This window comes from Alsobacter metallidurans (assembly GCF_014636935.1).
Classification (GTDB): Bacteria; Pseudomonadota; Alphaproteobacteria; order Rhizobiales; family Beijerinckiaceae; genus Alsobacter; species Alsobacter metallidurans.
Genome location: NZ_BMES01000001.1, coordinates 2032058 through 2052478 on the forward strand (window position 1 = coordinate 2032058; position 20421 = coordinate 2052478).

A 20421-nucleotide genomic window follows, 5' to 3' on the forward strand; every position below is an offset into this window, starting at 1 on the left:
GCTATCCTCTAATGGTTTCAATGATGAATGACGCCGCGAGCAGACGGCGCATCACGGAGGAACTGTCCATGCAGGTGACCAGGCGCGTCTTCACGTCCGGATTGGCGATCGGCCTTGCGGCCCCCGCGGTGCTGCGCGGCGCGAGCGCGCAGGGCGGCACGATCAAGATCGGCCAGGTGGTGCCGATCACGGGTCCGGCCGCCGAGGCCGGCAAATACGCCATGGCGGGCGCCAAGCTCGCGCTCGAGAAGGTCAACAAGGCCGGCGGCGTGCTCGGCAAGCAGCTCGAGATCGTCACCGAGGACGACCAGACCACCAACCCCGGCGCGGTGCTGGCCTTCTCCAAGCTCGCCACCAACGCCGACATCTCGGCCTTCATCGGCTCCATCCGCTCCACGCAGATGCACGCCATGGCGCCGGACATCCTGAAGAACGCCAAGCCGACCATGTTCGGCGGCACCGACCCGACGCTCACCAAGCTGGGCAATCCCTGGCTGTTCCGCTGCCGCCCGAATGACGGCTACTCGGGCCGCGTGATCGCGACCTTCGGCCTCGACGAGCTGAAGCTCAAGAAGTGGGGCATCGTCCACTCCACCGACGCCTTCGGCACCAATGGCGCGAAGGCTCTGGCCGAGGCGCTCGAGAAGGCCGGCGTGAAGCCCGCCATCATCCAGGGCTACAGCAACCAGTCGCAGGACTTCACCCCCGTTGTGCTCGCCCTGAAGCAGGCCGGCATCGACGTGCTCGGCTCCTACTTCACCTTCGAGAACGACCTCGGCATCTTCGCCCGCCAGCTGCGCCAGCTCGGCGTCACCGCGCCGTGGGTGGGCTCGCCCTCCATCGTCAACGTCACGGCGCTGAAGCTCGCCGGCCCGGCGCTCTACAACACCTACGGCGTCGCCGACTACGCCGAGGATTCCAGCCCCGAGGCCAAGGCTTACGCCGACGCCTACCGGGCCGTGATGAAGGTCGATCCCGACAACCAGTCCTCCTGGTGCTACGACGCCGTGAGCCTGCTCGCGACCGCCATCAACAAGGCCGGCAAGACCGACCCGCAGGCCGTGCGCGAAGCGATGCTGTCCATCAAGGGCTACAAGGGCGCCGAGGGCGAGTACAACTTCGACCAGAACGGCGACGGCCTGCACGGCTACAACATCGTGCAGAACAAGAGCGGCAAGATCGCCTTCGCCAAGCACATCGAGTTCAAGGACTGAACCTCCCCGCGCGCGCCGGCCGCCATTGCGTGGCCGGCGCCCACGCCTCCCGCTTCTCGTCGGCGTTCCGGGGACCCCCATGGATCTCGTTCTGCAACTGCTCTTCACGGGCATCGGCATCGGCTCGGTCTACGCCCTGGTGGCGCTGGGCTTCGTGCTGATCTTCCGGGCCACCAACGTGGTGAACTTCGCCCAGGGCGAGTTCTCCATGGTGGCGGCCTTCCTGATGGTGATCTTCGCCGTGGACCTGGAGTGGCCCTACTGGCTCTCCTTCCTGCTCGCGCTCGCCGGCATGGCGCTCTACGGGGTGATCTTCAACCTCGGCGTCTACTACCCGCTGCGCCACCGCACCTACCTGCCGGTGATCATCTCCACCATCGGCGCGTCCATCCTGGTGGCCAACACCATGCTGGCCCTCTACGGCCCGCAGCCGCAGGTGCTGTCGCCCGTGTTCGAGACGCCCGGCTTCAACGTCGGCCCCGTCTATCTCGACAGCCAGTACCTGCTGATCATCGTGGTCACGATGGTGCTGGTGGCGTTCCAGTACTGGTTCTTCGAGCACACGCTGCTGGGCAAGAAGCTGCAGGCGACCTCACAGGACAAGGAGATGGCCTCGCTGCTGGGCATCCCGGTCGCCACCATGATCATGATCACCTTCGTGTACAGCGCCGTGCTGGGCGGGCTGGCCGGCATCCTGGTCGCCCCCATCCTGTTCGTGTCGATCCAGATGGGCGGCACCATCGCGCTCAAGGCCTTCGCGGCCACCATCATCGGCGGCTTCGGCGACGTCGCGGGCGCGATCATCGGCGGGCTGGCGCTAGGCGTGATCGAGACCTTCGGAGCGGCCTACATCTCGGTGCCCTACAAGGACGGCTTCGCCTTCCTGGTTCTGGTGCTCTTCCTCGTGTTCAGGCCGCAGGGCCTCTTCGGCGAACGGGTGGCTGAAAAGGCATGACCAGCATCACGGACGCTCCCCCGGCGGTTCGCCGAACCGCCCCCTTCGGCCTTCTCGGCTATGTCGTGCTCGCCGCCGTGGTGGTCTACTACGCGGCCACGCACCCGTTCGACGGCTACATCACCAACATCCTCATGCAGGCCGCGACCTATTCGGTCGCCGTGATGGGGCTTACGGTGGTGTTGGGCCTCTGCGGCCAGATCAACCTCGCGCAGGCGGCCTTTTTTGGCCTCGGCGCCTATGCGGTCGGCCTCGGCACGGTTGATTACGGCCTCAATTTCTGGCTGTGCGTCGGTCTTGGCCTCGTGCTCGTGGTGGCCGCCGGCGCCTTCCTGGGCACCTCGACGCTGCGGCTCGGCGGGCACTATCTCGCGATGGTGACCATCAGCTTCCAGCAGATCGTGACGCTCGTGATGGTGAACTGGATTCCGATGACGCACGGGCCGGATGGCGTGTCGCGCATCCCGCGCCCCGGCCTGTTCACCTCCGCGCAGGGCTATCTGGCCTTTTGCGTCACCGTGCTGGCGGTGGTCGGCTACATGGTGTGGCGCCTGCCGGCGTCGCCGCTCGGCCGCGCCATGCGGGCGGTGCGCGACAACGAGCTTGCCGCCAGCGTGGCCGGCATCGACGTGCAGCGCACCAAGGTGACGGCCTTCGCGATCTGCGCCTCGCTGGGCGGGCTCGGCGGCGCGCTGTTTGCCGGCGGCTTCGCGTATGTGAGCCCGGACCAGTTCTCCTTCGCCGAGTCCATCGTGTTCCTCACCATGGTGCTGCTCGGCGGCGTCGCGTCACCGATTGGCGCGGTGGTGGGCACCGGGCTGCTGATCCTGATCCCCGAGTGGCTGCGCTTCCTGAAGTCGGTTCCCGGCCTTTACCTCGCGATCTACGGCCTCGCCGTGATCCTGATCGTGCTGTTCATGCCGGACGGCATCTGGGGCTGGTTCTCGCAATGGACGCGCCGCTTCGGCAGAGCCGCGGTCGCGGCCGTTCCGGCCGACGCCGCCGCCCTGGAGCTGCGCGGCTCCGTTGGCCACAACAACGAGGTGCTGCGCGTCGAGGGGCTCGCCAAGCACTTCGGCGGCCTCAAGGCCGTGGACGGCGTCAGCTTCACGGTGAAGCGCGGCAGCGTCCATGCGCTGATCGGGCCCAATGGCTCGGGCAAGACCACGACGCTGAACGTGCTGTCCGGCATCTACACGCCGACGGCCGGCAAGATGGTGCTGGACGGAACCGACGTCTCCAACCTGCCGCCGCACCGGCGCACCATCGCGGGGCTCGGCCGCACCTTCCAGAACATCCGGCTGTTCCGGTCCATGACGGCGGTCGAGAACGTCATCATCGGGGCCGAGCACCCCGGCAACCCGGTCGGCAAGGCGCATCATGCGCTGGACGCCCGGGCGCGCGCCGCGCTCGCCTTCGTGGGCCTTGGCGACCGCGCCGACGAGATGGTGACCTCGTTCAGCTATGGCCACCAACGGCTCATCGAGATCGCCCGCGCGCTCGCCGGCAACCCGACTTTGCTGCTGCTGGACGAACCGGCCGCCGGCCTGAACTCCACCGAGAAGGTGGAGCTCACCGGCCTCCTGAAGCGCATCGCCGCCAAGGGGCTCACCATCCTGATCATCGACCACGACATGACGCTCGTCAGCGACGTGGCCGAGCACATCACCGTGCTGAACTTCGGCCGCCGCATCGCGGACGGCGACCCCGTGTCGGTGCTCAACCACCCCGACGTCGTCACCGCCTATCTCGGGAGCGAGCCAGATGCCCCTCATTGAGTGCAAGGATCTGGTGGTCCGCTACGGCGAGATCGAGGCCCTCCACGGCCTGACGATCGCCGTCGAGGCCGGCGAGGTGGTGACGCTGCTGGGCGGCAACGGCGCCGGCAAATCGACGACGCTGCGCAGCATCTCCGGGCTGGTGAAGCCCGTCTCGGGCGACATCCTGTTCGAGGGCCAGTCGATCCTCGGCGCCGGGCCGGAGGACATCGTCCGGCGCGGCATCGCGCACGTGCCGGAGGGGAGGCGGGTGTTTCCCGGCCTCTCCACCCGCGAGAACATCATGCTGGGCGCCTCCAACCGGAAGGGGCTCACCAAGGCCCAGATCCGCGCCGAGGCGGACGGCATGTTCGACCTCTTCCCGGACATCCGCCCCTTCGCGGACGCGCTCGGCTGGACGCTCTCGGGCGGCCAGCAGCAGATGGTCGCGGTCGCGCGTGGGCTTATGGCCAAGCCCAAGCTGCTGCTGCTCGACGAACCCTCGCTCGGCCTCGCGCCCGTGATCGTCCAGAAGGTGTTCTCGATCATCGCCGAGATCCGCAAGCTCGGCACGACCGTGCTGCTGGTGGAGCAGAACGCCCGCATGGGCCTCTCGGTCGCGGACCGCGGCTACGTGCTTGAAACCGGCCGCCTCGTGCTCAGCGGCAAGCCCGCCGACCTCTGGGGCAACGAAGACATCCGCGCCGCCTATCTGGGCGGCCACGCCAGGGTGAAGGCCACGCTTCCGGCCGTGTGAGACCGGACCGCGAGCCTTCAGGCTCGCCCCTTCCGGCCGCGCCGAGATTCGAGCTTGAAGGCTCGCGGTCCAGCCGCTCGCCTCCGCCGTCATTGCGAGCGCCAGCGAAGCAATCCAGCTGATGCCGGGCGCTACGCCCGGCGTCTGGATTGCTTCGCTCCGCTCGCAATGACGGGGAGGGGTGTCGGGGTTGTGCGCAGCGCCAACCTGCCCACTGGCCAATCTGGGGCGCGGTGGAGTATAGACCCCCCACATCTTGCGGATGCGACGCACCATGTCGCTCGCCGGGATGCGCCGCGACACCAAGACGCCGATAACCGACCCGTTCACACGCCCATGGGGCCGGAGACTAGAGCCGATGTCCAGCCAAGCGCGCCAGAGCCACATGTCGAACAGCTTCTTCGCCGCGTCCCTCGCGGACCGCGATCCGGAGATCGCCGACGCCATCGGCAAGGAACTCGGTCGCCAGCGCGACGAGATCGAGCTGATCGCCTCCGAGAACATCGTCTCGCGCGCCGTGCTGGAGGCGCAAGGCTCGGTGATGACCAACAAATACGCCGAGGGCTATCCGGGCCGGCGCTACTATGGCGGCTGCCAGTTCGTCGACATCGCCGAGACGCTGGCCATCCAGCGCGCCACGCGGCTCTTCGGCTGCCGGTTCGCCAACGTCCAGCCGAACTCCGGCTCGCAGGCTAACCAGGCGGTGTTTCTCGGCCTCATGAAGCCGGGTGACACCTTCATGGGCCTCGATCTGGCCGCCGGCGGCCATCTCACGCATGGCGCGGCTCCCAACATGTCGGGCAAGTGGTTCAACGTCGTGAGCTACGGCGTGCGGCCCGAGGACCAGATGGTCGACATGGACGCGGTGGAGCGCCTCGCCCAGGAGCACAAGCCCAAGATCATCATCGCGGGCGGCTCCGGCTACGCCCGCCACTGGGACTTCGCCCGCTTCCGCGAGATCTGCGATGCGGTCGGGGCCTACTTCATGGTCGACATCGCGCATTTCGCGGGCCTGGTGGCCGGCGGCGCGCATCCGTCGCCGTTCCCGCACGCGCACGTGGTCACGTCCACCACCCACAAGACCCTGCGCGGCCCGCGCGGCGGCCTGATCCTCACGGACGACGAAGACATCGCCAAGAAGATGAACTCGGCCGTGTTCCCCGGCCTGCAGGGCGGCCCGCTGATGCACGTGATCGCCGCCAAGGCGGTGGCGTTCAACGAGGCGCTGGCGCCCGAGTTCAAGCTCTACGCCCGCGCGGTGGTGGACAACGCCAAGGTGCTGGCCGACACGGTGAAGAGCGCCGGCTACGACATCGTCACGGGCGGCACCGACAACCACCTCATGCTGGTGGATTTGCGGCCCAAGAGCCTTACCGGCAAGGCCGCCGAAGCCTCGCTCGGCCGCGCCCACATCACCTGCAACAAGAACGGCGTGCCGTTCGACACGGCCAAGCCCACCATCACGTCCGGCATCCGCCTCGGCACCCCCGCCGCCACGTCGCGCGGCTTCGGCGTCGCCGAGTTCAAGCGGGTGGGCGAGCTGGTGGTCGAGACGCTGGATGGGCTGGCCAAGAACGGCGAAGAGAACAACGCCGGCGTGGAGGAGGCCGTGAAGGCGAAGGTCACCGAGCTGACCCGGCGGTTCCCGATCTACGCGTAGGATCTGAGGTTCAAAACCCTCCGCCGTCATGCCCGGGCTCGTCCCGGGCATCCACGCGGGGGCATAGATGTGGATGGCCGGGTTTAGCCCGGCCATGACGGAGAATGAGCGTCGCTCGTTCTCGTGACAGAGGACCGCCCGTGCGCTGCCCCTACTGCTCCAGCCTCGACACGCAGGTGAAGGACTCGCGGCCGACGGACGACAGCTCCGCCATCCGGCGCCGGCGCGTGTGCCCGGATTGCGGCGGGCGGTTCACGACCTTTGAACGCGTGCAGCTGCGCGAGCTCATGGTGGTGAAGCGCTCGGGCCGGCGCATCCCGTTTGATCGCGACAAGCTGGTGCGCTCGCTCGAGATCGCGCTGCGCAAGCGGCCGGTGGAGCCCGAGCGCGTCGAGCGCATGATCAACGGCATCGTGCGCCAGCTGGAAAGCCTTGGCGACGGCGAGATCCCGAGCGCCACCATCGGCGAACTTGTAATGGAGGGCCTGAAGGCGCTCGACGACGTCGCGTATGTGCGCTTTGCATCGGTTTACAAGGATTTCCGCGAGGCCAGGGACTTCGAGGAGTTGCTCGGCGAACTCTCCGGGCCGGACGAGGCCGCGACCCCGTCGCGCGCAAAGGCGAGCGCGCGCGAGCCGTCATGAGCGGCGCGGCCGACGACGACGTCGCCACCATGCGGATCGCGCTGGCGCTGGCGCGACGCGGGCTGGGGAACACCTGGCCCAACCCGGCCGTCGGCGCCGTGGTGTGGAAGCCGGGATCGCAGGGGCCAATCATCCTCGGGCGCGGCTGGACGCAGCCGGGCGGCCGTCCGCACGCCGAGCCGGTCGCGCTGGCGCAGGCCGGCGCGGCGGCGCGCGGCGCGACGCTCTCGGTGACGCTGGAGCCTTGCTCCCATTTCGGCAAGACCGGCCCCTGCAGCCACGCCATCATCGAGGCCGGGATTGCCCGCGTGGTGTCGGCGATCGAGGATCCCGACCCGCGCGTCAACGGGCGCGGCCACATCATATTGCGCGCGCACGGCATCGACGTCACCGTGGGCGTGCTCGGGCGCGAGGCGCGCTGGGGCAACCGCGGCTTCATCAAGCGCATGGTCGAAGGCCGGCCCATGGTGACCGTGAAGCTCGCGCAGACCGCCGACGGCTTCGCGGGCGCGACGGGCGGGCCGCGGCTGATGATCACCGGGCCGGACGCCCAGGCGCGCGTGCACATGCTGCGGGCGCAGCACGACGCCATCATGGTCGGGGTCGGCACCGTGCTGGCGGACGACCCGCAGCTCACCTGCCGCCTGCCCGGGCTGGAAGCGCGATCGCCCGTCCGGGTCGTGCTTGACAGCGACCTGCGCACGCCGGCGGCGAGCCTGCTCGCCCGGACCGCGCGCGAGGTCCCCACCTGGGTGATCGCCGCCGCAGATGCGCCGGCAGGGCGCGAGGCCTCGCTGCTCGCCGCCGGCGTCGTGGTGGAGCGCGTCCCGCGCGGACCGGCCGGGCAAGGGCTCGACCTCCTGGCGGCGCTGGGCGCGGTGGCGGCGCGCGGCGTCACCCGAGTGTTGTGCGAAGGTGGGCCGACGCTCGCCGACGCGCTCGCGGCGGTCGGCCAGGTCGACGCGCTGGAGCTCATCACCGGGCCCGAGCCGCTCGGGCGTCCCGGCCTGCCGGCGATCGGCCCCGCGCTGGCGCGTTTCATCGATCACGATCCCCACGTGGAGCGGACCCATCCAGTCCCGCTCGGCCGGGATCTCTGGCAAAGCTTCGCAAGGAGACGCTGATGTTCACCGGAATCGTCACGGACGTGGGCGAACTCGTCGCCGTGGAGGATCACCAAGGCTCGCTGAAGCGCCTGCGCGTCCATTCCGCCTATGACGCCGCCACCATCGAGATGGGCGCCTCCATCGCGACGGGCGGCCCCTGCCTCACCGTCACGGGCTTCGGCCCGCGGCCGGAGGGCGGCTGCTGGTACACGGTGGACGCCGCCGCCGAAACGCTGGCGCGCACCACGGTCGGCGCATGGCAGGTCGGCCGCAGGCTCAACCTGGAGCGCTCGCTGAAGATCGGCGACGAACTGGGCGGCCATCTCGTCTCCGGCCACGTCGACGGCGTCGCCGAGATCGTGGCGCGCGACGACGTGACCTCGGAGGAGGGCGGCGCCTGGGGGCCGACGGCCCGCTTTACGCTGCGGGCGCCCAAGGGCCTGGCCAAGTTCATCGCCGAAAAAGGCTCGGTGGCGCTGGACGGCGTGTCGCTCACGGTCAACAGCGTCGAGCGCGACCTCTTCACCGTGTTCCTGATCCCGCACACGCTGGAGGTCACCACCCTTGGCGGCTGGAAGGCGGGCGATCGCATCAACCTGGAAGTGGACCAGATGGCCCGCTACGCCGCGCGGCTTGCAGAAGCGCGCGAGCAGGGCTACTGACAGCCGCTCCCGCGACGACCTGCCGAGTTCCGCCCATGGCCGCCCCACGCCCAGCCCGCGCCACGCATGACGGCGTGCCCACCAAGGGCCGCCTGCTGATCGTGGAGGCGCGCTTCTACGACGATCTCGCCGACGAGCTTCTGGCGGGCGCCAAAGGCGTGGCCGAGGCCGAGCAGGCGGACGTGACGGTGCTCACCGTCCCGGGCGCGCTGGAGATCCCGGCCACGATCGCGATCGCACTGGATGCGGCGGAAGCCGCCGGCCAGCCCTTCGACGCCGTGGTGGCGCTCGGCTGCGTGATCCGGGGCGAGACCGGCCATTACGACATCGTGGCGGGCGAGAGCTCCCGCGCCCTGATGGATCTCGCCGTCGCCCGCCGCATCCCGCTGGGCAACGGCATCCTGACGGTGGAGAACGACGCACAAGCCTGGGCCCGCGCTCGCGTCTCGGAGATGAACAAGGGCGGCGGCGCCGCCGAAGCGGCCCTCGCGGTGCTGAGAATCAAACGCCGCCTCGCTGCGGGAAGGATCTGACCGAATGAGCAAGGGCGAGAACCGCGGCGACAAACGCGAGAAGCGCTCCGCCGCCAGGCTCGCGGCCGTGCAGACGCTCTACGAGATGGAGCTGTCCGGCAAGGGCGTGCTGGACGCCGTGGCCGAGTACGAGGCCCACTGGATGGGCCGCGAGATCGAGGACATGGAGTTCAAGCCCGCCGACGCCGGCTTCTTCCGCGAGATCGTGTCGGGCGTCGTGGAGGACCAGCGGCTCGTGGACCAGAAGGTCGACGCCGCCTTGGCCAAGGGCTGGCCGCTGAAGCGCATCGAGGCCGTGCTGCGCGCCATCCTGCGCGCCGGCGCCTATGAGCTCATTCGCCGCCAGGACGTGCCGGCTCGCGTGGCCATCACCGAATATGTGGACGTCGCCAACGCGTTCTACGACGGCGACGAGGCCGGCATGGTCAATGGCGTGCTCGACACCATCGCGCGCGACGTGCGCGGCGACGAGCTGACCAAGCAGCGGGCCTGATCGGCGAAACCGGACGGCGGGAGGTTGGCATCACGACCCAGCGGCCGTCCGAGGACGAACTCATCGCCAAATACTTCCGCCCCATGGCCGGGGAGGGCGGCATGGCCCTCCTGGACGACGCCGCGCGGCTGCCCGGCGAGGCGGGCCGCGACCTCGTGCTCAAGGTCGACGCCATCGTGGCGGGCGTCCACTTCTTCGCAGACGACCCCCCGGCGGACATCGCCTGGAAAGCGCTGGCCGTGAATCTCTCCGATCTCGCCGCCAAGGGCGCCACGCCGCGCGGCTTCCTGCTGGCGCTCGCGCTGCCGCCCGACTGGACCGAGGACTGGCTCGCCGCGTTCAGCCAAGGCTTGCAGGCCGGGGCCGACGCGACCGGTTGCCCGCTGCTGGGCGGCGACACCGTGAAGACGCCGGGCCCGCTCACCATCTCGGTGACGGCGCTGGGCTCCGTTCCGGCCGGCCGCATGCCGGTGCGCATGGCCGCGAAGGCGGGCGACGCCATCCTGGTGTCCGGCGCCATCGGCGACGCCGCCCTCGGCCTGGCGCTGCGGCTCGATCCGGACGCCGCCTGGGCGGGCGCGCTCAACGGAGCCGACCGCGCGCATCTTCTCGACCGCTACCTGCGCCCGCAGCCGCGCCTGACGCTGGCCCCTGCGCTGCTCGCCCACGCGCGCGCCGCCATGGACGTCTCGGACGGACTCGTCGGAGATCTGCGCAAAATGCTGAAGGCCTCCGGCCTCGGCGGCAGGCTCGACCTCGACGCCGTTCCGCTGTCGCGGGCCGCCGCCGCTGCGGTCGCGCGGGAGCCTGCGCTGCTGGAGCGCGCCGTGACGGGCGGCGACGACTACGAGATCCTGTGCACGGTCGCGGCATCGGAGGTTTCGGCCTTCCGCGCCCATGCGGCCGCGCTCGGCGTACCGATGACGCCGATCGGCGACGTCGTCGCATCCACCCCCGCGGAGCTTCTTCTCAGCCGCGGCGGAGCCCCCGTGAGCCTCGCCCAGGGCTCGTTCAGCCACTTTTGAAGGCCCCCATGCACGCCCCCCTCATCGATGACCGCCTTGCCCGGCGCAACGCCCTGATCCTCGCCATCGCGCAGGCCCTTGCCGGCGCCAATGCGACCGTGATCTTCGCCACCGGGGCCATTATCGGCGCGCAGCTCGCGCCCGATCCTGCCTACGCAACGGTGCCGATCTCGATCTTTGTGCTCGGCATGGCGTCCGGCACGCTGCCGGTGGGCGCGATCGCGCGGCGCTACGGGCGGCGTGCGGCCTTCATGACGGGTGCGGGAGCAGGCGCGCTCACGGGCCTCCTCGCCTGCCTGGCCATCCTGCAAGGCTCCTTCGCGCTGTTCTCGCTCGCTACGTTCTTCGGGGGCTTCTACGCCGCCGTGGCGCAATCCTTCCGCTTTGCGGCGGCAGACACCGCGAGCCCGGGCTTCCGGCCGCGCGCAATCTCGTACGTGATGGCGGGCGGCGTCGTGGCGGGCGTTTTCGGGCCGCAGCTGATCCAGTTCACGATGGACGTCTGGCCGCCCTACGTATTCGCGGCGAGCTACCTCGCCCAGGCGGTCGTCGCCCTGGTGGCGATGGCGGTGCTATCGCGCGTCCGCATTCCGCTGCCGCCGCGGGGGCCGAACGCAGGCGGCGGGGCGCGGCCGCTGGCTATGATCATTCGCCAGCCGCGCTTCATCGTGGCGGCGCTTTGCGGCGTGATCAGCTACGCGCTCATGAACCTCGTGATGACCTCCGCGCCCCTCGCCATGCGGATGTGCGGCCACCCGCTCTCCGATTCGAACCTCGCCATCCAATGGCACGTGATCGCCATGTACGGCCCGAGCTTCTTCACCGGTTCGCTGATTGCCCGCTTCGGCGCCCCCCGCGTCATTGCGACCGGGCTGGTGTTGCTGATCGGCGCCGGGATCGTTGACATCGCGGGCGTGACTGTGGCGCATTTCTGGAGCGGGCTGATCCTGCTCGGGCTCGGCTGGAACTTCGGCTTTATCGGCGCTTCGGCGCTGGTCACCGAAAGCTGCGAGCCGGCGGAGCGGACTCGCGTGCAGGCCTTCAACGACTTCCTGGTCTTCGGCACCATGGCAATCGGTTCGTTCTCGTCGGGCCATATCCTGGCGACGGCCGGCTGGGCCGCCGTGAATCAGGTCGTGTTCCTGCCGGCGCTTCTGGGGCTGGGGCTGTTGGCCTGGAGAGGAATGCGGCCGAGATTGGCCGCATAATCTCAATTGATGGCGAAGAATACTTTCATTCCCGATGCAATACGATTGCGCCGCGCAGCAAATTACAATCGCTGCGTGTAAAGTTTGATTGTTGCAGGCGGATCTGTGACCTGCTTCACAGAAAAGGCGCGCCGCGCCGGTCCAGCATGCCGGTGTGTCACCGCGTGAACTCATAGGCGACGGCCTCGCCCGTCGAAACGCCTTGGCGTTGTCGGTCGCGCAGGCCTTTTCGGGCGCGGCGATCACGGTGCTGTTCGCGACCGGCGCCATCGTGGGCGCGACCCTCGCGCCGGAGCCTGGCTGGGCGACCGCGCCCATCTCGATCTTTGTGGTCGGCATGGCGCTCAGCACCGTGCCGGTCGGGGTGACCTCGCGGCGGTGGGGACGTCGGCCGACCCTGCTGCTCGGAACGACCCTGGGCGTCCTGTCCGGCGCGCTCGCGAGTTCCGCAATCCTGGCGGCGTCGTTCCGGTTGTTTCTGCTGGCCTGTTTCCTGAACGGGTTCCACGCGGCCGTATCGCTCACCTATCGGTTCGCCGCCACCGACGGTGCCACGGATGAGTTCCGCCCCAAGGCGATCTCGTATGTGCTGGTCGCCGGCGTGGCGTCCGCCATTCTGGGGCCCCAGGCCGTGCAGCATAGCTTCGACCTTGGCCCGGCGCCCTATGTGGCGAGCTACCTCGCGCAGGGCGCCCTGGCGTTGCTCGCACTCGTGGCTGTCGCCTTCTTTCGTGCGCCTCTTGCGCCGGCGGCCTCGGGGGCGCCGCCCACTCCCGCGTCGGCTTTGCTGCGGCGGCCGCCTTACCTCTTGGCGGTGTTCTGCGGTTTGGTGGCCTACACGGCGATGAACATGGTGATGACGGCCGCGCCGCTGGCCATGACGCTCTGCGGCCACTCCAACGCGGACGCGAACCTCGGCATCCAGTGGCATGTGCTCGGCATGTATGCGCCGAGCTTCGTGTCGGGCGCGATGGTCAGCCGCTTTGGCGCGCGCCGAATGATCCTGGCGGGCCTCGCGCTGCTGGGTTCCGCCATCGTGGTGAATCTGGGCGGAGACGAGTTGTGGCGGTTCTGGCTCGGCCTTGCGGCGCTTGGCGTCGGCTGGAACTTCGCTTTTGTGGGCGCGACGACGCTCGTGGTCGAAAGCCTCGCTCCCGAGGAGCGCACCCGCGGGCAGTCCTTGAACGATTTCATCATCTTCGGCGCGATGGCGGCCGGCTCGCTGCTTTCCGGCGGCCTGCTCGCGTCGGGCGGTTGGAGCACCGTCAACATGGTTGTGGCGCCGGCGTTGCTCGCGGCTTTCGCAGCATTGTTCAGCAAGGCCGCGCGCTCGCAACAGCGCCGCGATGGTGCGGCGCCGTGAAACCGGCCGAAATCCCTGAACTCAGGCGAAAGTCCGTTTGCGTCCGTCTCGCGTTTTTGCAACGCTTGCGCCGCGTCCTCTTTGGGGCGCGCAAAGATGACGGCCCGTCCGCCACCCGTGGAACAGGGCTGCACCGCGTGGGAACTGCAAGGACGGCACAATGACTTTAGCGTTGATCATCATTGGCGGCCTATTGGCGGTCGTCTATGGGGTGTGGGCGAGCGCCGACGTAAATCGTCGCGACGCCGGCACCCAGCGGATGCAGGAAATTGCGGCCGCAATCCGGGAAGGCGCACAGGCCTACCTGAAGCGGCAATACACCACCATCGGCATGGTGGGCGTCGTCCTCTTCGTCATCATTGCGTGGCTGCTCGGCCTCAAGGTGGCCATCGGCTTCCTGATCGGCGCGGTGCTGTCCGGCGCGGCCGGCTTCATCGGCATGAACGTGTCGGTGCGCGCCAATGTCCGCACCGCCCAGGCGGCTTCGGTGTCGCTCGCGGCCGGCCTCGACGTCGCCTTCAAGGCGGGCGCGGTGACCGGCATGCTGGTGGCGGGACTCGCCCTGCTCGGCGTCGCCGTCTACTACACCATCCTGATCGGCCCGATGGGCCTGTCGATCAACGATCCCGCCCAGCTGCGCGTCATCATCGACTCGCTGGTCGCGCTCGGCTTCGGCGCCTCGCTGATCTCCATCTTCGCCCGCCTCGGCGGCGGCATCTTCACCAAGGGCGCTGACGTCGGCGCCGACCTCGTCGGCAAGGTCGAGGCCGGCATTCCGGAAGATGACCCGCGCAACCCCGCCACCATCGCGGACAACGTCGGGGACAACGTCGGCGACTGCGCCGGCATGGCGGCCGACCTGTTCGAGACCTATGCGGTGACGGTGGTCGCCACCATGGTGCTCGCCGCGATCTTCTTCGCCGGCCAGCCTGTGCTCAGCGCCACGATCCTGTACCCGCTCGCCATCTGCGCGGTGTGCATCGTGACGTCGATCGTCGGCACCTTCATGGTGAAGCTCGGCAGCGACAACTCCATCATGGGCGCGCTCTACAAGGGCCTGTGGGCGAGCACGCTGCTCTCCGTGGTCGGCCTCGCGATCGCGACCTGGGGCACGGTGGGCTTCGGCGACATCGGCACCGTCAAGGCCATGGGCGGCGACATCGTGGTCAACGGCACGCGCCTCCTGGTCTGCGGCGTGGTCGGCCTCGTGGTCACGGGCCTGATCGTCTGGATCACTGAGTACTACACCGGCACCGGCAAGCGCCCGGTGGTGTCCATCGCGCAGGCGTCCGTCACCGGCCACGGCACCAACGTGATCCAGGGTCTCGCGGTGTCGCTGGAATCCACGGCGCTGCCCGCCATGGTGATCGTCGGCGGCATCATCTCGACCTTCCAGCTCGCCGGCCTCTACGGCACCGCCATCGCGGTCACCACCATGCTCGGCCTCGCCGGCATGATCGTCGCGCTGGACGCCTTCGGCCCCGTCACCGACAACGCCGGCGGCATCGCCGAGATGGCGGGCCTTCCCAAGGAAGTGCGTCACTCCACCGACGCGCTGGACGCCGTGGGCAACACCACCAAGGCGGTCACCAAGGGCTACGCCATCGGCTCCGCCGGCCTCGGCGCGCTCGTGCTGTTCGCGGCCTACAGCTACGACCTGCAATACTTCATCGGCGAGGCGAACAAGGCGGGCTCCACCCTGTTCCCCTACTTCAAGGGCGTCGGCCAGGTCTCGTTCGACCTGTCGAACCCCTATGTGGTTGCGGGCCTGATTTTCGGCGGGCTCATCCCCTACCTCTTCGGCGGCATCGCGATGACGGCCGTCGGCCGCGCCGCGGGCTCGGTCGTCGAGGAGGTGCGCCGGCAGTTCAAGGAGAAGCCCGGCATCATGCAGGGCACCGAGAAGCCGGACTATGCCCGCGCGGTGGACATGCTCACCAAGGCGGCGATCAAGGAGATGATCATCCCGTCGCTGCTGCCCGTGCTCGCCCCGCTTGTCGCCTATTTCGGCGTGCTGGCGCTGTCGGGCTCCAAGGCGTCGGCCTTCGCGGCGCTCGGCGCCTCGCTTCTGGGCGTGATCGTCAACGGCCTCTTCGTCGCCATCTCGATGACATCGGGCGGCGGCGCCTGGGACAACGCCAAGAAGTCCTTCGAGGACGGCTTCATCGACAAGGACGGCGTGAAGCACCTGAAGGGCAGCGACGCCCACAAGGCGTCGGTGACGGGCGACACCGTCGGCGACCCCTACAAGGACACCGCCGGCCCGGCCGTGAACCCGGCCATCAAGATCACCAACATCGTGGCCCTGCTGCTGCTGGCGATCCTGGCGCATATCGGCGCGGCTTGAGAAGCGTTCAGCGGTCCCTCCACCGTCATCCCCGGGCTTGACCCGGGGATCCACGCGCTGGGCTCCGGCGTGGATGGCCGGGTCAAGCCCGGCCATGATGGAAAGGGGAGGCTTGGTCTTCAATCGCCGCCCGGATTACCAACCTGAACAGCTCCAACAAAAAAGCCCGCGATACGCCGCGGGCTTTTCTCGTTCACGGGCCGTGCGGCCGGGCAGGGGGCTCAGATCACGCCCTGGCCGGTGGCGCGCAGGAGCTGGCGCACGACCGAGAGCTCGTTGCCGCCGGTGGGCGTCGTGCGGCTGATGAAATCGAACACCACGCCGTCCTGCAGGCCGTAGGAGGCGATCTTCTCCACCCGCATGCCCTTGTTGAAGTTGATGGCCAGCACGCGCTGGTCGATCACGGTCGGGTTCATGAACTGGAGCGGGCGGGTCGTCTTCTGGCTGATGTAGTACCAGGTCTGGTTGCCGACCGTGGACACCGTCGAGGGCGAGCCCATGGTGGACAGCACCTTCTGAGCGTCCGTGCCGACCCGCACTTCGTTCAGGAGCTTTTCGTCGAGAACATAGCCGCGCGTTTGCGGCTCGGTGTTGCAGGCGGAAAGGCCGACCGCGAGCGCGGCGCCGAAAGCGGCGCGCAGCGTCCATGCGGCGAAGGGGGACCTTTCCGACAACTTGTGAAGCGCCATGTAATCACTCCAGGAAGCCGCCCGTTCGGGCCGGTGAGAGTTGGGAATCGGCTCGCGCCGACGATTTCTCTTGCCGGAACCGGCCGGGATGCCGTAACCCGCGTCCGACCGAATTGCAAGGAGCGCCGCGGCGGGCCCCTGGAGCAACGCGACCATTCCCGCCGCCGGAACTGCGCACATGATCTTGGGCCTTTTCAGGCGACGCGATCCCAACGCCGACATCGTCGATCGCCTCTACGCCGCCGTCGCGCAGGCTTCGCGCGCGCCGGCCCTGTATCGCGAGGGCGCCGTGCCCGACACCGTGGACGGCCGCTTCGATCTCTTGGTGATCCACGCCTTCGTGGTGCTTCGCCGCCTCAAGGCGCTGCCCGAGCCCGGCCCCGACCTGGCGCAGGATCTGGTGGACGCCACCTTCAAGCATCTCGACCACGCGCTGCGCGAGCTCGGCGTCGGCGACGTCGTGGTGCCCAAGCGCATGAAGACCCTGGCGAGCGCGTTCTATGGCCGCGCCAAGGCCTACGAGGACGCGCTGGGCGGCGCCGAGCCGCTCGAGGACGCCCTGCTGCGCAATGTCTACGCCAAGGCTCCCGAGCGCGCCCCTCAGGCCGCCGCGCTCGCCGCTTACCTGCGCGCTTCCGTGGCGGCGTTCGACGCCACAGGCTTCGACCCGATCGCGAGCGCGACGCTGCCGTTCCCGCAGCCTGATCCGTTTTTCAAAGGCGCGCCATGAGACAGCCCCACACCGCCAGCCTTCCGCCGGGCCCCCCGCCGCTTCTGTCGCGGCCCTTCGACGTCAACACCATCAAGGCCGGCGGCTCAGACGTCGTCGTCGTCGCGACCGAGGCCGAGCGCGCCGCGTTGGCGCAAGAATACAAGCTCGTCGGCGTCGACCGGCTGGAGGGCCGCTTCAAGGTGTCGGGCCGCGGCCGCACCGTTTCGATGAAGGGCCTGGTAACGGGCGACATTCGCCAGACCTGCGTGGTGACGCTGGAGGAGTTCCCCTCGGCGGTATCCGAGGAAGTGGACCTGAAATATTCCGAGGACGTGCCCGAGCCGCGCGCCCAGGAGGGCGACGAGGAGCGCTCCTCCGAGATGATCGACGCACCCGATCCCATCATCAACGGCAAGATCGATCTCGGCGCGCTCACGGCCGAGTTCCTGGCGCTGGGGCTCGACCCGTATCCGCGCAAGCCCGGCGTCGAGACCTTCGCGCACGAGGAGGATGTTGGCCCGGCGGCCTCGCCCTTCGCGGCGCTGGCGGCCGCCAAGCGGGACGATCCGACTTGAGCCGCCGCCATGCCGTCAGGGGGCTGAACATAGCCGAGATCAAGGTTGCCTCGCGCCGCCGCTTCGCTATTGTCCGCCGGCCGCGCGAGCCCGCGCGCCGCATCCTGGCGTGATCCTTCCGTTTCCGGGCAGGCCTTCTCGATGAACACCAAAGTGCGGATCGCGCTCGACGCCATGGGAGGAGACCACGGTCCTTCCGTGGTGATCCCCGGCGCCGCCTTGTCGCTCGTGCGCCGCCCCGACACCGCCTTCGTAATCCACGGGCGCTCTGAGGAGTGCCTGCCGCTGCTGGACCAGCACCCGGCGCTGAAGGCCGTCACCACCTTCGTGCATTCCGACGTCGCGATCCGGATGGACGACAAGCCGAGCCAGGCGCTGCGCCAGGGCCGCTACAAGTCGTCCATGTGGCGCGCGCTCGACTCGGTGAAGAAGGGCGAGGCCGACGCCGCCGTGTCGGCCGGCAACACCGGCGCGCTGATGGCCATGTCCAAGTTCTGCCTGCGCACCATGGCGCAGGTGGACCGGCCCGCCATCGCGGCGATCTGGCCGACCATGAAGGGCGAGAGCATCGTGCTGGACGTCGGGGCCACCATCGGGGCGGACGCGCGCCACCTCGTGGACCTCGCCATCATGGGCTCCGCCATGGCGCAGATCGTCTTCGACATCGACCGGCCCAGCGTCGGCCTGCTGAATGTCGGCGTGGAGGAGATCAAGGGCGTCGAGGAGGTGAAGTCCGCCGGGCGCATCCTCAAGGAAACGAACTTTCCCCATCTGACCTATGCGGGATTCGTCGAGGGCGACGACATCGGCAAGGGCACGGTAGACGTGATCGTCACCGAGGGGTTTGCAGGCAATATCGCGCTGAAAACCGCCGAGGGCACCGCCAAGCAGATTGCCTCGTACCTGCGCAGCGCCATGAGCCGCACCCTCATGGCCAAGATCGGCTACCTCTTCGCCAAGGGCGCGTTCGACGCGTTGCGCGCCAAGATGGACCCGCGCCGGGCCAATGGCGGCGTGTTCCTCGGGCTCGACGGCATCGTCATCAAGAGCCATGGCGGCACGGACGCAATGGGGTTCGCAGCCGCCATCGATCTGGGTTATGACATGGTCAAACACGATCTGCTGTCGAAGATTCGCGACAGTCTCGAGGTCAACTTCCCGAACGCGGCCGCCGAAGCCGTCGCGTCGCCGGAGACTTCTGAGTGATGTCATTGCGTTCTGTTGTCATCGGTTGCGGCCATAGCCTGCCCGAGCGCGTCCTCTCCAACGCTGAGCTGTCCACCATGGTGGACACCTCCGACGAATGGATTCTCGAGCGCACCGGCATTCGCCACCGCCACATCGCCGCCAAGGAGGAGACCACCTCCGTCTTGGCCACGCGGGCTGCGCGCGCAGCGCTTGACGCGGCCGGCGTCGACGCCTCCAGCGTGGACCTGATCATCGTCGCCACCGCGACGCCGGATTTCACGTTTCCGGCCACCGCCACGCAGGTGCAGGCAGCCCTGGGTTCAAGCACCGGCGCGGCGTTCGACATGCAGGCCGTGTGCTCGGGCTTCGTGTACGCCCTGGCGACGGCGGACAAGTTCCTGATCACAGGCGCGGCCAAGCGCGCGCTGGTGATCGGGGCCGAGACCTTCTCGCGCATCCTGGACTGGACCGACCGCACCACCTGCGTGCTGTTCGGCGACGGCGCGGGCGCGGTGCTGCTGGAAGCCCGCCGCGGCGATGGCGAGCTCAGCGACCGCGGCGTGCTCTCGACCCACCTGCGCGCCGATGGTCGGCATCTCGACAAGCTCTATGTGGATGGCGGCCCGTCCTCCACGGCCACAACCGGCCACCTGCGGATGGAAGGCAAGGAGGTCTTCCGCCACGCGGTGACCAACCTGGCCGAGACCATCGAGGAAACCTTCCGGCAGACCGGCGTCACCGCCGACCAGATCGACTGGTTCGTGCCGCACCAGGCGAATCGCCGGATCATCGACGCCACGGCCCGCAAGCTCGGAATCGATTCGTCGCGCGTCGTGATCACCGTGGAGGATCACGGCAACACGTCCGCGGCCTCGATTCCCCTTGCTCTGGGAGCCGCATGCGCGGACGGACGCATCAAGCCCGGCCAACTTGTGCTGATCGAGGCCATGGGCGGCGGCTTCACCTGGGGCTCGGCGCTGATCCGCTGGTGATCCGGTCTGCTGTCTCGCGTCCAAGTTGTAATCCACGAGACGCAGATCATCAGCGTTGACCAGCCCTTCGCGCGCGAATAGCCTTCGGTTTTCAGAGGGCTACCGGCGTTTTCTCGCCGCAAGGCCCAGCGATTCTCAACGAAGAATGACCAGTCGGGGGACGAGCGTGGCTGAACGCACCATCACGAGAGCCGAGCTGAGCGAGGCGGTCTACAAGGGCGTGGGGTTGTCTCGCACGGAATCGTCCGCGCTGGTCGAGCTGGTGCTGAAGGAAATCTCGGATTGCCTGGCGGAAGGCGAGACCGTGAAGCTGTCGTCCTTCGGTTCCTTCGTGGTGCGCTCCAAGGGCGAACGCGTCGGCCGGAACCCGAAAACCGGCGTCGAGGTGCCGATCGAGCCCCGCCGCGTCATGATCTTCAAGCCGTCCAACATCCTCAAGGCCCGCATCAATGGGCTCGAAGCTGGAAGCGAAGAGGATTGACCCACCATCGCGGTCGAAGCCGCCGGCCGCCGATCGGTAAACGGCGCGGCCAATTTTGCG

Annotated in this window: 20 protein-coding genes; 19 read left to right on the forward strand and 1 reads right to left on the reverse strand. The window is 68.7% G+C overall.

Translation table 11 applies throughout. From position 1 onward, the window contains the following. Positions 1 to 68 precede the first annotated feature (68 nt). The 14 genes from IEV99_RS09285 to IEV99_RS09350 all read left to right on the forward strand — a co-directional run bounded on the left by IEV99_RS09285 (position 69) and on the right by IEV99_RS09350 (position 15724). On the forward strand, positions 69 to 1214 hold the full coding sequence (locus tag IEV99_RS09285; protein ID WP_188517365.1) for an ABC transporter substrate-binding protein: 1146 nt from the start codon (positions 69 to 71) through the stop codon (positions 1212 to 1214). A 79-nt stretch (positions 1215 to 1293) separates the two neighbouring features. Continuing rightward, positions 1294 to 2169 carry a branched-chain amino acid ABC transporter permease gene (locus IEV99_RS09290; RefSeq protein ID WP_188517366.1) on the forward strand — a complete coding sequence of 292 codons (876 nt, stop codon included), beginning with the start codon at positions 1294 to 1296 and terminating at the stop codon, positions 2167 to 2169. Then, positions 2166 to 3947, forward strand: coding sequence for a branched-chain amino acid ABC transporter ATP-binding protein/permease (locus IEV99_RS09295; protein ID WP_188517367.1), 1782 nt, complete (start codon positions 2166 to 2168; stop codon positions 3945 to 3947). The genes IEV99_RS09290 and IEV99_RS09295 overlap by 4 nt, the downstream gene beginning before the upstream one ends. Continuing rightward, on the forward strand, positions 3934 to 4683 hold the full coding sequence (locus IEV99_RS09300; RefSeq protein WP_188517368.1) for an ABC transporter ATP-binding protein: 750 nt from the start codon (positions 3934 to 3936) through the stop codon (positions 4681 to 4683). The genes IEV99_RS09295 and IEV99_RS09300 overlap by 14 nt, the downstream gene beginning before the upstream one ends. Positions 4684 to 5041: 358 nt before the next feature. After that, entirely contained in the window at positions 5042 to 6343 is a 1302-nt protein-coding gene (gene glyA, locus IEV99_RS09305; protein ID WP_188517369.1) for a serine hydroxymethyltransferase, read from the forward strand. A 140-nt stretch (positions 6344 to 6483) separates the two neighbouring features. Further along, positions 6484 to 6987: a transcriptional regulator NrdR gene (gene nrdR, locus IEV99_RS09310; RefSeq protein WP_188517370.1), complete on the forward strand. Its 504-nt coding sequence runs from the start codon at positions 6484 to 6486 to the stop codon at positions 6985 to 6987. Further along, positions 6984 to 8111, forward strand: coding sequence for a bifunctional diaminohydroxyphosphoribosylaminopyrimidine deaminase/5-amino-6-(5-phosphoribosylamino)uracil reductase RibD (gene ribD, locus IEV99_RS09315; RefSeq protein WP_244643703.1), 1128 nt, complete (start codon positions 6984 to 6986; stop codon positions 8109 to 8111). The genes nrdR and ribD overlap by 4 nt, the downstream gene beginning before the upstream one ends. Then, the gene (locus tag IEV99_RS09320) at positions 8111 to 8755 is read left to right on the forward strand and encodes a riboflavin synthase (RefSeq protein WP_188517371.1); all 645 of its coding nucleotides are present in this window, start codon (positions 8111 to 8113) and stop codon (positions 8753 to 8755) included. Before ribD ends, IEV99_RS09320 begins: the two co-directional genes overlap by 1 nt. Positions 8756 to 8790: 35 nt before the next feature. Beyond that, positions 8791 to 9288 carry a 6,7-dimethyl-8-ribityllumazine synthase gene (ribH, locus tag IEV99_RS09325; RefSeq protein ID WP_188517372.1) on the forward strand — a complete coding sequence of 166 codons (498 nt, stop codon included), beginning with the start codon at positions 8791 to 8793 and terminating at the stop codon, positions 9286 to 9288. Between the two features lie 4 nt (positions 9289 to 9292). Beyond that, on the forward strand, positions 9293 to 9781 hold the full coding sequence (nusB, locus tag IEV99_RS09330) for a transcription antitermination factor NusB (RefSeq protein ID WP_188517373.1): 489 nt from the start codon (positions 9293 to 9295) through the stop codon (positions 9779 to 9781). 101 nt (positions 9782 to 9882) lie between these two features. Continuing rightward, complete coding sequence (gene thiL, locus IEV99_RS09335) at positions 9883 to 10806, forward strand: thiamine-phosphate kinase (protein WP_244643704.1); 924 nt, start codon at positions 9883 to 9885, stop codon at positions 10804 to 10806. 8 nt (positions 10807 to 10814) lie between these two features. Then, positions 10815 to 12014, forward strand: coding sequence for an MFS transporter (locus tag IEV99_RS09340; protein ID WP_188517375.1), 1200 nt, complete (start codon positions 10815 to 10817; stop codon positions 12012 to 12014). 202 nt (positions 12015 to 12216) lie between these two features. Continuing rightward, a complete protein-coding gene (locus IEV99_RS09345; protein ID WP_244643705.1) occupies positions 12217 to 13377 on the forward strand; it encodes an MFS transporter in 1161 nt (386 codons plus the stop codon). Positions 13378 to 13537: 160 nt separating this feature from the next. Next, complete coding sequence (locus IEV99_RS09350) at positions 13538 to 15724, forward strand: sodium-translocating pyrophosphatase (protein WP_188517376.1); 2187 nt, start codon at positions 13538 to 13540, stop codon at positions 15722 to 15724. A gap of 221 nt (positions 15725 to 15945) precedes the next feature. Here IEV99_RS09350 and IEV99_RS09355 read toward each other — a convergent pair whose 3' ends face one another. Next, positions 15946 to 16413, reverse strand: a complete 468-nt coding sequence (locus IEV99_RS09355; protein ID WP_188517377.1) for an outer membrane protein assembly factor BamE — start codon at positions 16411 to 16413, stop codon at positions 15946 to 15948. Positions 16414 to 16591: 178 nt separating this feature from the next. On the opposite strand from IEV99_RS09355, the gene IEV99_RS09360 reads away from it, so the two are divergent. The 5 genes from IEV99_RS09360 (at position 16592) to IEV99_RS09380 (ending at position 20361) form a co-directional block, all read left to right on the forward strand. Beyond that, entirely contained in the window at positions 16592 to 17143 is a 552-nt protein-coding gene (locus tag IEV99_RS09360; RefSeq protein WP_188517378.1) for a ubiquinol-cytochrome C chaperone family protein, read from the forward strand. Next, positions 17140 to 17700, forward strand: a complete 561-nt coding sequence (locus IEV99_RS09365) for a YceD family protein (protein WP_188517379.1) — start codon at positions 17140 to 17142, stop codon at positions 17698 to 17700. Before IEV99_RS09360 ends, IEV99_RS09365 begins: the two co-directional genes overlap by 4 nt. 141 nt (positions 17701 to 17841) lie before the next feature. Beyond that, positions 17842 to 18906, forward strand: a complete 1065-nt coding sequence (gene plsX / locus IEV99_RS09370) for a phosphate acyltransferase PlsX (protein WP_188517380.1) — start codon at positions 17842 to 17844, stop codon at positions 18904 to 18906. Continuing rightward, positions 18903 to 19880 (forward strand): beta-ketoacyl-ACP synthase III, encoded by a 978-nt coding sequence (locus IEV99_RS09375; RefSeq protein ID WP_280514640.1) that lies wholly within the window; start codon positions 18903 to 18905, stop codon positions 19878 to 19880. Before plsX ends, IEV99_RS09375 begins: the two co-directional genes overlap by 4 nt. Before the next feature lie 166 nt (positions 19881 to 20046). Further along, positions 20047 to 20361, forward strand: coding sequence for an integration host factor subunit alpha (locus IEV99_RS09380; RefSeq protein ID WP_188517381.1), 315 nt, complete (start codon positions 20047 to 20049; stop codon positions 20359 to 20361). Positions 20362 to 20421: the final 60 nt, after the last annotated feature.